Source organism: Streptomyces sp. NPDC055632, from assembly GCF_053618675.1.
Genome location: NZ_JBSHHY010000008.1, coordinates 76,654 through 89,967, shown reverse-complemented (window position 1 = coordinate 89,967; position 13,314 = coordinate 76,654). Strand labels below are relative to the sequence as shown.

Genomic DNA, 13,314 nt, shown 5'->3' with positions numbered 1-13,314 from the left:
CCCCTCGCCCCCCGGAGGACCCGACCATGAGCAGCAGCGACCAGAACGCTTTCCGCGGCCCGATCGACTCGTCCCGCGTCCCGCGGTACGCCGGTCCCGCGACGTTCGCCCGGCTGCCGCGGCTCGACGAGGTCGGCACCGCCGACGTCGCCGTGGTCGGCGTCCCCTTCGACAGCGGCGTCTCCTACCGCCCCGGCGCCCGCTTCGGCGGCAACGCCATCCGCGAGGCCTCCCGCCTGCTCCGTCCGTACAACCCGGCGCAGGACGCCTCCCCGTTCGCCCTCGCGCAGGTCGCGGACGCCGGTGACATCGCCGCCAACCCGTTCAACATCAACGAGGCCGTCGAGACCGTCGAGGCCGCCGCCGACGAACTCCTCGGCACCGGCGCCCGCATGATGACCCTCGGCGGCGACCACACCATCGCGCTCCCGCTGCTCCGCTCGGTCGCCAAGAAGCACGGCCCGGTCGCCCTGCTCCACTTCGACGCGCACCTCGACACCTGGGACACCTACTTCGGCGCCGAGTACACCCACGGCACCCCGTTCCGCCGGGCCGTCGAGGAGGGCATCCTCGACACCGAGGCGCTGTCGCACGTCGGCACGCGCGGCCCGCTGTACGGCAAGCAGGACCTGACCGACGACGAGAAGATGGGCTTCGGCATCGTCACCTCCGCCGACGTCTACCGGCGCGGCGCCGACGAGGTCGCCGACCAGCTCCGCCAGCGCATCGGGAACCGCCCGCTGTACATCTCCATCGACATCGACTGCCTCGACCCGGCCCACGCGCCCGGCACCGGCACCCCCGAGGCGGGCGGCATGACCTCCCGCGAGCTCCTGGAGATCCTGCGCGGCCTGTCCTCCTGCAACCTGGTCTCCGCCGACGTCGTCGAGGTCGCCCCGGCCTACGACCACGCCGAGATCACCGCCGTCGCCGCCTCCCACACGGCGTACGAGCTGACGACGATCATGTCCCGCCAGATCGCGGCGGGCCGCGCGGCGAAGTAGCCGGCGGACGCGCGGGGCGGGGCGCGGCCCCGGCCCGCGCGACCCGGCCCGTCCCCGCTCCCGCTCCGCGCGACACTGGTGAGCGTCGGGCGCGGCCGCTCCCGGCCGCACCCGACCCCGCCCGCCACCGCTCCGAGGGACCCGCCATGACCCACGACCACGACCTGGTCCTGCGCCCCACGCCCGCCCAGATCGAGGCGGCCCTGAACCCGCCCCCGGGGCGGACCGGCGGGGACCTCGTCGTCGAGACCCTCTCCGGGCTCGGCGCGACCACCGTCTTCGGGATCCCGGGGCAGCACGCGCTCGGGATGTTCGACGCGCTGCGCCGCTCGCCGCTGCGGTACGTGGGCCTGCGCGTCGAGAACAACGCGGGCTTCGCCGCCGACGCGTACGGCCGGATCACCGGCGAGGCGGCCCCGCTGCTGCTCTCCACCGGGCCCGGCGCGCTCCTGTCGCTCGCCGCGCTCCAGGAGGCCGCCGCCGCCTCGGCCCCGGTCGTCGCGATCGGCAGCCAGGTCCCGGCGGCCGGGCTCGGCGGCGGCCGGCACGGCTACCTGCACGAGCTGCGCGACCAGCAGGCCTCCTTCCGGGACGTCGTGAAGTCCGTCCACACGGCCCGCACGCCGTCCCAGATCCCCTCCGCGATCGCCGCCGCCTGGGAGTCGGCGCTGACCGCCCCGCACGGGCCCGTCTGGGTGGAGATCCCGCAGGACGTGCTCACGGCGCGGACGACGCTGCCGGTGGTCACCGCGATGGACGCGACCCCCGAGGAGGTCGTGCCGCGCCCCGAGCTGACGGCGGTGGCGGCCCATCTGCTCGCGCACGCCGAGCGGCCGGTGATCGTCGCGGGCGGCGGGGTCGTCCGCTCCGACGCGTCCGGGAAGCTGCGGGCCCTGGCCGAGCGGATCGACGCGCCCGTGGTCACCACCTTCGGCGGCAAGGGCGCCTTCCCCTGGAAGCACCCGCTGTCCCTCCAGTCCTGGCTGGAGGACCGGCACACCACCGACTTCCTGGAGGACGCCGACGTCCTCCTCGTCGTCGGCTCCGGGCTCGGCGAGCTGTCCTCGAACTACCACACCTTCGCCCCGCGCGGCCGGGTGATCCAGATCGAGGCGGACGCGGGGAAGCTGGAGTCCAACCACCCGGCGCTCGGCATCCACGCCGACGCGCGGCTCGCGCTCCAGGCCATCCTGGAGATGGTCGGGGAGCGCACCGACCCGACCGCCCCCGAGCGGGTCGCGGCCGTCCTCGGCCGGGTCCGGGACCGGATCGCCGCCCAGGGCCTCGACACGGAGCAGCGGGTCGTCGCCGCCGTGCGCGAGGCGCTCCCGGCCCGCTCCCCGAGCTTCTGGGACATGACGATCCTCGCGTACTGGGCCTGGTCGGCCTTCGACGCCCGGCACCCGAACACCATGCACTCCGCGCAGGGCGCCGGCGGCCTCGGCTACGCCTTCCCCGCCGCCCTCGGCGCGGCCGTCGCGGACCCCTCCCAGCCGGTCCTGGCGGTCTCCGGCGACGGCGGCGCGATGTACTCGCTCGCGGAGCTGGCCACGGCGAAGCAGTACGGCCTCGACGTGACGTGGCTGATCGTGGACGACGGGGGCTACGGCATCCTGCGCGAGTACATGACCGACGCGTACGGCGAGGCCACCGGCACCGAGCTGACCCGCCCGGACTTCGTCGCCCTCGCCGAGTCCTTCGGCGTCCCCGGCGTCCTCACCGCTCCCGACACCCTGGCGGCCGACCTCGCGAAGTCCCTCGCGACCCCGGGCCCCTCGGTGGTCGTCCTCCCGGCCCTGCTGAGGATGTTCGAGCCGACGCACCTGTGACGGGGCCGGGCAACCCTTCCGGCCCCGCGCGGGTCCTTCCCGCCGACGGTCCGTGTGCGTGTGCGAGGGGGAGTCGTGGCGGGAAAGGTCGTGGAGTTCCTGAAGGAGGCGGTCGTCGAGACCGTGGGCGAACTGCTGCTGCAGCTCCTGGCCTGTGCGCTCCTCGTCGGCCTGGTGGCCCTCGCCCTGTGGGGCTGGAGCGTGAGCCCCGTCCTGACCGGCGCGGGCGGCGGGCTCTTCGCCCTCTTCACGGGGTACGGCCTCTGGGAGCTGTTCCGGGGCTCCGAGCGGCACCGCAAGGGACGCCTGGCGAGCGCCGCCGTCGTGACCGCCACGGTCGTCCTCGTCTTCGCGTACTACGCGAGCAACTGCTACTGCTGACGCCTGCCGTGCGCCGGGGAGGGGCCTGGGACCACGGTCCGATCCTCCTCCGACCCGGGCCCCGTCTTTGTTGCGGCGGGATGAAATCGCACGTCGGCCGCGTTGGGCCTTCCGGTAGAACAGGACGGACGGGAGGTCACACGTGGCGGCGGTCGGGGAGAAACAGCAGGGCTGGGCGCGCAGGCTCGCCGGGTACGCCTGGCGGTACCGGGCCAACACGCTCCTCGCGCTCGGGTCGTCCCTCGTCGGCATGGGCGTCCTCGCCCTCGTGCCGCTCTTCACCAAGGTGATCATCGACGACGTCATCGGGACGAAGACCCGGGACCTCGCCACCTGGACCGGGCTCCTGATCGGGGCCGCCGTCCTCGTCTACGCCCTCACCTACGTGCGCCGCTACTACGGCGGGCGCCTGGCGCTCGACGTGCAGCACGACCTGCGCACCGACATGTACGGCACGATCACCCGGCTCGACGGGCGGCGGCAGGACGAGCTGTCCACCGGGCAGGTCGTCGGGCGGGCCACCACCGACCTCCAGCTCATCCAGAGCCTGCTCTTCATGCTCCCGATGACCGTCGGGAACGTCCTGCTCTTCCTGATCTCGCTGGGCGTCATGGCCTGGCTCTCCCCGCCGCTCACCCTCGTCGCCCTCGCCGTCGCCCCCGCCCTCTGGTACATCGCCCGGCGCAGTCGCACCCGCCTCCACCCCGCCACCTGGCACGCCCAGCAGCAGGCCGCCCTGGTCGCCGGGGTCATCGACGGGGCCGTGTCCGGCGTCCGGGTCGTCAAGGGCTTCGGGCAGGAGGACCAGGAGACCGGCAAGATCCGCGAGGCCGGGCGCAGGCTCTTCGCCGGCCGGCTGCGGACGGTCCGGCTCAACTCCCGGTACACCCCCGCCCTCCAGGCCGTGCCCGCCCTCGGCCAGGTCGCCGTCCTCGCCCTCGGCGGCTGGCTCGCCTACAAGGGGCAGATCACCCTCGGCACCTTCGTCGCCTTCTCCTCCTACCTGGCCTCCCTCGTCGGCCCGGTCCGCATGCTCGCCATGGTCCTCACCGTCGGCCAGCAGGCCCGCGCCGGCGTCGAGCGCGTCCTCGACCTCGTCGACACCGAGCCGGTCGTGAAGGACGGCACCAAGGAGCTCCCGGCCGACGCCCCCGCCACGGTCGAGTTCGACGACGTGACCTTCGCCTACGAGGACGGGCGTCCCGTCCTCGACGGGTTCTCCCTGGAGATCCGGCCCGGCGAGACCGTCGCCGTCGTCGGCGCCTCCGGCTCCGGCAAGTCGACCGTCTCGCTCCTCCTGCCCCGCTTCTACGACGTCTCCCGGGGCGCCGTCCTCGTCGGCGGCCACGACGTCCGCGAGCTCACCCTCGACTCGCTGCGCGCCGCCGTCGGCCTGGTCCCCGAGGACTCCTTCCTCTTCTCCGACACGGTCCGCGCCAACATCGCGTACGGCGCCCCCGACGCCACCCAGGAGCAGATCGAGACCGCCGCCCGCGCCGCCCAGGCCGACCGGTTCGTCGCCGAGCTGCCCCAGGGGTACGACACCAAGGTCGGCGAGCACGGACTGACCCTCTCCGGCGGCCAGCGCCAGCGCGTCGCGCTCGCCCGCGCGATCCTCGCCGACCCCCGGCTGCTGCTCCTCGACGACGCCACCTCCGCCGTGGACGCCCGGGTCGAGCACGAGATCCACGAGGCCCTGAAGTCGGTGATGGCGGGCCGTACGACCCTGCTCATCGCCCACCGCCGCTCCACCCTCAACCTCGCCGACCGCATCGCCGTCCTCGACGGCGGGCGCCTCGCCGACATCGGCACCCAGGCCGAGCTGGAGGAGCGCTCCCCGCTCTTCCGCCGCCTGCTCACCGACCCCGAGGAGCTGGGCGCCGTCTCGCCCGGCCACGTCACCCCGCCGGCACCGGCCGAGGACCGCACGCTGCGGGACGAGCTGGACGCCGAGTTCGACGCCGAGCGGGGCATCACCCCCACCCTGTGGGTACGGGACGGGGCCACCGGCCGGGAGAGCGCCGTGCCCGGGGCCACCCCCGAGCTGCTCGCCGCCGTCGCGGCCCTGCCGCCCGCCACCGACGTCCCCGACATCGACGAGGCCCGGGCCGTGGCCCCCGAGGACGCCTACGGCCTGCGCCGGCTGCTGCGGGGCTTCGGCCTGCCCCTGCTCATCAGCCTCGGCCTGGTCGCCCTCGACGCCGGCACCGGACTCCTGCTGCCCGTCCTGATCCGGCACGGCATCGACGAGGGCGTGAACCGGCTCGCGATCGGCGCCGTCTGGGCGGCCTCCGCGCTCGCCCTGGTCACCGTGCTCGTGCAGTGGGTCGCGCAGACCGCCGAGACCCGGATGACCGGCCGCACCGGCGAGCGGGTCCTCTACGCCCTGCGCCTGAAGATCTTCGCCCAGCTCCAGCGGCTCGGCCTGGACTACTACGAGCGCGAGCTGACCGGCCGGATCATGACCCGGATGACCACGGACGTGGACGCCCTGTCCACCTTCCTCCAGACGGGCCTGGTCACCGCCTTCGTCTCCGTCGTGACCTTCTTCGGGATCATGGTCGCGCTGCTCGTGCTCGACCTCCAGCTCGCCCTGGTGGTCTTCGCGACCCTGCCGGTCCTCGCCGTGGCCACGTACTGGTTCCGGCGCTCCAGCGTGAAGGCGTACGAGCTGGCGCGCGAGCGGATCAGCGTCGTCAACGCCGACCTCCAGGAGTCGGTGGCCGGGCTGCGGATCGTGCAGGCCTTCCGCCGCGAGCGGTCGGGCGCCGAGCGGTTCGCGGAGCGCAGCGACTCCTACCGCGAGGCCCGCGTCCGGGGCCAGTGGCTGATCTCGATCTACTTCCCGTTCGTCACCCTGCTGTCCTCGGCCGCCGCCGCGGCCGTCCTGGTCGTCGGCGCGAACCGCATCGAGGCCGGGACGCTCACCACCGGCGCCCTCGTCGCCTACCTCCTCTACATCGACCTGTTCTTCGCGCCCGTGCAGCAGCTCTCGCAGGTCTTCGACGGCTACCAGCAGGCCGCCGTCTCCCTGAAGCGGATGCAGGAGCTCCTCCAGGAGCCGACGTCGACGGCCGCCGCCGACGCGCCCCTGGACGTGCTCTCGCTGCGCGGCGAGATCGCCTTCGAGGACGTCTCCTTCGCGTACGGGGAGGAGGAAGAGGCGCTGACCGGGGTCGACCTGCGGATCCCCGCCGGGCAGACCGTCGCCTTCGTCGGCGAGACCGGCGCGGGGAAGTCCACCCTGGTCAAGCTGGTCGCGCGGTTCTACGACCCCACGGGCGGCCGGGTCACCGCCGACGGCACCGACCTGCGGGACCTCGACCTCACCGCGTACCGGCACCGGCTCGGGGTCGTCCCCCAGGAGGCGTACCTCTTCGCCGGGACGGTCCGCGACGCCATCGCCTACGGGCGGCCGGATGCGACCGACGCCGAGGTGGAGGCGGCGGCCCGCGCGGTCGGCGCGCACGAGATGATCGCCACGCTCGACGGCGGCTACCTCCACGAGGTGGCCGAGCGCGGCCGGAACCTCTCCGCCGGGCAGCGCCAGCTCATCGCCCTGGCCCGCGCCGAACTCGTCGACCCGGACGTCCTGCTCCTGGACGAGGCGACGGCGGCCCTGGACCTGGCGACCGAGGCCCAGGTCAACCAGGCCACCGACCGGATCGCGGGCCGCCGCACCACCCTCGTCGTCGCCCACCGCCTGACCACGGCCGCCCGCGCCGACCGGGTGGTCGTCATGGACCACGGCCGGGTCGCGGAGGACGGCACCCACGACGAACTCCTCGCCCTGGGCGGGCGGTACGCGAAGCTCTGGAGCACCTTCGTGGGGGAGGCGGAGCCGGCGCGGATCGAGGCCTGAGGCGTGCCGGAGGCAACCGTTCGAGGGGTCGGTGCGTCGTAGTCCCGTACACCAGTGCGGAGCTACGCCCGGGAGGGAACGCATGGCCACGGACGACACGCCGGCCGCACGGCGCGGGCGGCGGCCGGCCGCCCGTGTCCTCGTACCGCTGCTCACCGCCCTCGCGCTGCTCCTGCTGCCCCTCCCCGCCGGCCCGGGGGCCGGCACCGCCGACGCCGTCTCCGTCTGTCAGGGGCGGCCCACCCGGACGATCGCCTTCCCCACCGGGGAGCTGCGCCTCTACCGGACCCGGCAGTACGTCTGCGCCCTCACCGTCGCCAGGGCCTCGGGGCCCCGCCGGCCCATGTCCGTCTCGATCCAGCCGCGCGGCGGCCGGCCCGCCGTCAGGTCCGGCCTGTTCGACCGGCAGACCGGGACCCTCACCGTGCACGCCCTCAACCGCTGCGTCCGGGCGGCGGGTTCGGTGGCCGGCCGGGGGACCTCCACGGGGTGGATCCTGTGCTGAAGCACAGGAAAGTTCACGAGTAAGGACCAACTGGGTCTGGCGGTCCACACGTTGCCCCCGCTAGGTTCGCGACACCGTTGTGAATCATGGGGAGGGTGCATGCGCACGTCGCTCAGGCTGCTGCTGTCGCTCTCGGTGCTGATAGGCACCGTGGGCTCCACCGGCGTGGCCACCGCCGCGGACACGGACACCGGCACCGCGTCCGTCGCCGACTCGCGGGGCGGGGCCGCCGACCGGGCCGCCGCCGAGGACATCAAGGACCGCATCCTGGCGATCCCGGGAATGACCCTGATCGAGGAGAAGCCGTACGCCGGCTACCGCTACTTCGTCCTGAACTACGAACAGCCGATCGACCACGCGCGCCCTTGGAAGGGCACGTTCCAGCAGCGGATCTCGGTCCTTCACAAGGACACGGACCGCCCCACCGTCTTCCGCACCAGCGGATACAACCTGAGCACCACGCCGAGCCGGGCCGAGCCGACCCGGATCGTCGACGGCAACCAGATCTCCATGGAGTACCGCTTCTTCACCCCGTCCCGGCCGCAGCCGGCCGACTGGTCGAAGCTGAACATCTGGCAGGCCGCCAGCGACCAGCACCGGATCTTCACCGCCCTGAAGAAGATCTACGGCAAGAAGTGGCTCTCCACCGGCGCCTCCAAGGGCGGCATGACCGCCACCTACTACGAGCGCTTCTACCCGCGCGACATGGACGGCGTCGTCGCCTACGTCGCCCCGAACGACGTGGTCAACGACGAGGACTCGGCCTACGACCGCTTCTTCGCGACCGTCGGCACCAAGGAGTGCCGCGACCGCCTGAACGACCTCCAGCGCGAGGCGCTCGTCCGGCGCGGCCCCCTCCAGGCCAAGTACAAGGCGTGGGCCCAGGAGCAGGGCGCCACCTTCAACACGGTCGGCACGCTCGACAAGGCCTACGAGGCCGTCGTCCTCGACTTCGTGTGGGGCTTCTGGCAGTACTACGGCCAGGACGTCTGCGATCAGATCCCGGTCGCGAAGACCGCGACCGACGACGAGGTGTACGACACGATCGACGCCTACTCCGGCTGGTCCGCCTACACCGACCAGGGCCTGGAGACGTACACGCCGTACTACTACCAGGCGGCGACCCAGCTCGGCGCGCCCTTCATCAAGCAGCCGCACCTCAAGGGCCTGAGCCGCTACGGCTACCAGCCCGCCCGCAACTTCGTGCCGCGCGAGATCCCGATGAAGTTCGACCCGCGCGCCATGAAGGACGTGGACTCCTGGGTCCGCAACAACGCGCGGCAGATGCTGTTCGTCTACGGCGGCAACGACCCGTGGGGCTCCGAGAAGTTCCGCCTGGGCAAGGGCGCGCGCGACAGCTACGTGTACGTGGCCCCGGGCGCCAACCACGGAGCGAACGTGGAGGGCCTGGTCGAGGCCGAGCGGGCGAAGGCCACCGCCCGCATCCTCGCCTGGGCCGGCGTCCCCGCCCCGGCCGCCCAGGCGGCGCAGCCGCTGGCCCGCTTCGACGCCCGCCTCGACCGGGCGGTCGACGAGGAGGCGACGCGGGAGCACGGCCTGCGGCCGTGACCCCCTGCGCGTGAAGCGGGGGCGCGCCCGTCCGGGCGCGCCCCCGCCGTCGTTCAGCGGTACGACAGGCCGTACCCGACCGGGTACAGCACCCGGGCCGGGTCGTCCGCGCTCTGCACCGGCACCGGGAGCCGGCCCACCGGCTTCGCCCGCCCGGCCAGGACCCGGACGGCGGCCCGGAGTTCGACGTCGGTCCAGGAGTACGCGGCGAGGGTCGCCCGCTGGCCCGTCAGGTGCGCGACGTCGTACGGATTGCGGATCGCGACCGTCACGACGGGCACCCCGGTCGCCGCGAGCCGCGCCACCAGGGTGCGCTGGGTGCTGGTCGCGGTGACGTTGTACGTGCCCACGACCACCGCGTCCTTGCCGGCCGCGGCCGCCACCGCCTCGTCGATCTTCGCGGCGGTCGGTGCCGTCCCGGTGGAGAGCGCCGTCGCGGTGAACCCCAGCTCCCGCAGGGCCGCCGCCAGGGTCGCGGTGGGCGGCCCGGTGGTGCCGGAGGGCGAGGCCGGGTCGGCGCCGACGACCAGGACCGAGCGGTGGCGCGCGGGGCGCAGCGGCAGGAGGCCGCCCTCGTTGAGGAGCAGGGTGGTGGTCGCCTCGGCGATCCGGTCGGCCTGCGCGAGGTGGGCCTTCGCGCCGACCACCCGCTCGACGCCCGCCCGGGTCACGTACGCCTGCCGGAACAGGCCCAGCTTCGCCTTCAGGCGCAGGATGCGCAGAATCGATTCGTCCAGCCGGGCCTCGGTCAGCTCGCCGGTGCGGACCGCGTTCAGGACCGCGTTCCAGGCGACGTCGAGCTTCGGCGGGTTGAGGAGCTGGTCCACCCCGGCCTTGAGCGCGAGGACCGGGACGCGCTCGTCGCCGTACTTGGTGCGCACGCCCTCCATGCCGAGCGCGTCGGTGACCACCACGCCGTCGTAGCCGAGCCGTTCGCGCAGGATGCCGGTGAGGATGGGCCGGGAGAGGGTCGCCGGGTCCTCGCTCGGGTCGAGCGCCGGGACCACGATGTGCGCGGTCATGATCGAGTCGATCCCGGCGGCGATCGCGGCGCGGAACGGCGGGGCGTCCAGCTCCTCCCACTGCTCCCGGGTGTGGGTGATGGTCGGCAGGCCGTAGTGGCTGTCCACGGCGGTGTCGCCGTGGCCCGGGAAGTGCTTGGAGGTGGCCGCGACCCCCGCCCGCTGGTATCCCTCGACCTGGGCGGTGACGAGTCCGGCGACCGCGCGCGGGTCGGAGCCGAAGGAGCGGACGCCGATGACCGGGTTGGCCGGGTTGACGTTCACGTCGGCGACCGGGGCGTAGTTCTGCCGGATGCCCATCGCGGCGAGTTCGGCGCCCGCGATCCGCGCGGCCCGGCGGGCGTCGGCGTGCGAGCGGCCGGCGCCGAGGGCCATCGCGCCGGGCAGCAGGGTGGCGGGCTCGCCCACCCGGCAGACGATCCCGTGCTCCTGGTCGGTGGAGACGAGCACGGGGACCGGGACGGGCTGTGCGAGGGCGGCCTGCTGGATGCCGTTGGAGAGGTCGGCGATCTGCTGCGGGTCGCGGGTGTTGTGGGCCCAGGAGAAGTAGATGATCCCGCCGACGTGGTAGCGCGCGATCAGCTCGGCGGCCGTGCGGACCCCGATCTCGGCGAGGTTGGCGTCGGCGTCGGCCCGGTCCGGATCGGTCGCGGAGTGCCCGTACACCCGCATCACGAAGAGCTGGCCGACCTTCTCCTCCAGGGACATGCGGTCGACGATCCGCCGGAGCCTCCGGTCGTCGTGCCGCTCGGGGGCGGCCAGGGCGGGGGCGCCCGTCCCGGTGACGGCGGCGACCGCGGCGGCGGCGGTGACCGCGAGGAGGGTGCGTCGGGAGGGGACGGGAGCGGGGGCGGGGGCGGGTGCGGGGGCGGAGGGGGGTGCGGGGGCGCGGTGGTGCACTGATGCTCCTTCCGGCCGTGCGGGGGTGAAGGAAACTTCCAAGGGGACACGGATAGCCGGAAAGTAACTGCCAGGTCAAGGACCCGCGCGGGAATCGCCTGGCGGCGGGCCTGAGTGGAGGCGTACGGGACCGCCCGGCGGCGGGGCTGTGGGGCGGCCGGTCGGTGGGGGTTTGTCGGGGTGCTGCCCGGGGACGGGTTCCGTCAGGCCGGGGACGCTATGGACGGCCAGAGTTCCTGGAGGGTGCTCACCGTCTCGCGGATCGCCGGGCGGCGGGCCGCGCCCGTGCGCCACATGGCGTGCAGACGGCGCTTCGGCATCGGGTCCAGGCGGATCGGCGTCACCTCCGGCGGCAGCGCCCCGCGCCCCAGGCGGGGGACCAGGGCGATGCCCTGGCCGGCCGCCACGAGCGCCACCTGCGTGTGGTTCTCGCCCGCCTGATGGACGATCAGCGGCTCGTACCCGGTCGCCCGCAGCGTCCGTACGAGCCAGTCGTGACAGACCGAGCCCGGCGGCTGCGAGATCCACCGCTCGTCCGCCAGCTCCTCCCGCCGCACCGAGTCCCGCGCCGCCAGCGGATGGTCCCGGGGGACGAGGATGTCGCACAGGTCGTCGCCGACGACCGCCTGCTCGACCCCCGGCGGGGCCGGCAGCGGCGCGATGTCCCAGTCGTGCGCCACGGCCAGGTCGATCACGCCCCGCGCCACCAGGTCGACCGACAGGTGCGTGTCCACCTCCGAGAGCCGGACGTCCACGTCGGGGTGGCGCCGGGTCAGCTCCGCGAGCGCCCGGGGCATCAGACCGCGCGCCGCGCTCGGGAAGCAGCCGATCGTGAGCCGCCCGGAGGGCTTGCCGCGCCGCTCCTCCAGACGCACCTCCGCCTCCTCCATCAGGGCGAGGAGCCGGCTCGTCGTGGCGGCGAGCTGGTGGGCCTCGTCGGTGAGCCGGATGCCCCGGCCCTGCCGTTCGAGCAGGGTGGTGCCGGTCTCCCGCTCCAGCTTGGTGATCTGCTGGGAGATCGCGGACGGGGTGTACCCCAGGGCCTCGGCCGCGGCGCCCACCGTCTTGTGGACGGAGACGGCGTGCAGGGCCCGCAGACGGCCGATGTCCAGCACGGTGACCACCTCGGAGGGTTCGGAGGAGCGCGGGATGAAGCGTTGCTACATCCCATCATGTAGCGATCCGTGCTGGTGCTACACGGTTGCCGAGGGGATCCTCGGACCATGCGCCCCGCACACATCGCCCTGGCAGCGCTGGTCGCCGCCGTCTGGGGAGTCAACTTCGTCGTCATCGAGATCGGTCTCGGCCACTTCCCGCCGCTGCTCTTCTCGGCCCTCCGGTTCCTCGCCGCCGCCCTGCCCGCCGTCTTCCTCGTCGGCCGCCCCAAAGTGGCCTGGAAGTGGATCCTGGGCGTCGGACTCGTCCTGGGCGTGGTCAAGTTCAGCCTGCTCTTCATCGGCATGGACCTGGGCGCCCCGGCCGGGCTCTCCTCGCTGATCCTCCAGGTCCAGGCCGTCTTCACGGCCCTGTTCGCCTTCGTCGCCCTCGGGGAGCGGCCGGGCCGGGTCAAGGTGGCGGGCATGGCGATCGCCCTCGCGGGCATCGCGGTCGCGGCGGTCGACGAGGGCACCTCGGGCCCCCTGATCGGCTTCCTCCTGGTGATCGGCGCCGCGGTCTGCTGGGGCGTCTCCAACGTCCTGACCCGCAAGGCCTCCCCGCCCGACGCGCTCAACTTCATGGTCTGGGTCAGCACCGTGCCGGTCCTGCCGCTGCTCGTCCTCTCGCTCCTCGTGGAGGGGCCCGAGCGGGACCTCGCCGCGCTGCGCGGGCTGGACTGGACGGGCGTCGGCGTCATCGTCTACGTCGCCTGGATCACCACCATCTTCGGCTTCGGCGCGTGGGGCTGGCTCCTGCGCCGTTATCCGGCCTCCTCCGTGGCGCCGTTCTCGCTCCTCGTCCCGGTCTTCGGGATGTCGTCGGCGGCGCTGTTCCTGGGCGAGGGGATCAGCGGTCTGCGCTGGTGCGCGGCGGCGCTGCTCGTCGGCGGCGTGGCGCTGACGTCGCTGTGGAAGGGGACGCCGCCCCCGGCCCCGCCGGCGGTGACGCCCGCGGAACGGGAGACGGCTCCCCGGGACCCGCTGCCCAGCGGCGGCCCCTCCGGCGGCGGCCCGCTCGGGCCGTGATCCGCCGGACACCCCCGGCGGCCCGTCCGGCGCATCACGGCCGGGCCCGCCGGACACGC

Annotated in this window: 9 protein-coding genes; 7 read left to right on the top strand and 2 right to left on the bottom strand. The window is 73.9% G+C overall.

Going from position 1 to position 13,314, the window contains the following annotated elements; genetic code table 11:
• The first annotated feature begins 26 nt into the window (after window positions 1-26).
• From speB to ACWGSR_RS13700, 6 genes are all read left to right on the top strand, one after another.
• Window positions 27-1,004, top strand: coding sequence for an agmatinase (gene speB, locus ACWGSR_RS13725; protein WP_376231595.1), 978 nt, complete (start codon window positions 27-29; stop codon window positions 1,002-1,004).
• 146 nt (window positions 1,005-1,150) lie between these two features.
• Window positions 1,151-2,833 (top strand): thiamine pyrophosphate-binding protein, encoded by a 1,683-nt coding sequence (locus ACWGSR_RS13720; protein ID WP_453566303.1) that lies wholly within the window; start codon window positions 1,151-1,153, stop codon window positions 2,831-2,833.
• Between the two features lie 75 nt (window positions 2,834-2,908).
• On the top strand, window positions 2,909-3,214 hold the full coding sequence (locus ACWGSR_RS13715) for a lysine transporter LysE (protein WP_376231601.1): 306 nt from the start codon (window positions 2,909-2,911) through the stop codon (window positions 3,212-3,214).
• 142 nt (window positions 3,215-3,356) lie between these two features.
• Window positions 3,357-7,076: an ABC transporter ATP-binding protein gene (locus ACWGSR_RS13710; RefSeq protein ID WP_453566299.1), complete on the top strand. Its 3,720-nt coding sequence runs from the start codon at window positions 3,357-3,359 to the stop codon at window positions 7,074-7,076.
• A gap of 82 nt (window positions 7,077-7,158) precedes the next feature.
• Window positions 7,159-7,581, top strand: coding sequence for a hypothetical protein (locus ACWGSR_RS13705; protein ID WP_376231606.1), 423 nt, complete (start codon window positions 7,159-7,161; stop codon window positions 7,579-7,581).
• Between the two features lie 99 nt (window positions 7,582-7,680).
• A complete protein-coding gene (locus tag ACWGSR_RS13700; protein ID WP_376328331.1) occupies window positions 7,681-9,150 on the top strand; it encodes an aminopeptidase in 1,470 nt (489 codons plus the stop codon).
• A gap of 53 nt (window positions 9,151-9,203) precedes the next feature.
• On the opposite strand, the gene ACWGSR_RS13695 is transcribed toward ACWGSR_RS13700, so the two are convergent.
• Window positions 9,204-11,072: a glycoside hydrolase family 3 protein gene (locus ACWGSR_RS13695; protein WP_453566296.1), complete on the bottom strand. Its 1,869-nt coding sequence runs from the start codon at window positions 11,070-11,072 to the stop codon at window positions 9,204-9,206.
• Window positions 11,073-11,275: 203 nt separating this feature from the next.
• Window positions 11,276-12,187: a LysR family transcriptional regulator gene (locus ACWGSR_RS13690; RefSeq protein ID WP_376236157.1), complete on the bottom strand. Its 912-nt coding sequence runs from the start codon at window positions 12,185-12,187 to the stop codon at window positions 11,276-11,278.
• 108 nt (window positions 12,188-12,295) lie between these two features.
• Between ACWGSR_RS13690 and ACWGSR_RS13685 the strand changes: the two genes are divergently transcribed.
• Complete coding sequence (locus tag ACWGSR_RS13685) at window positions 12,296-13,255, top strand: EamA family transporter (protein WP_376236160.1); 960 nt, start codon at window positions 12,296-12,298, stop codon at window positions 13,253-13,255.
• Window positions 13,256-13,314: the final 59 nt, after the last annotated feature.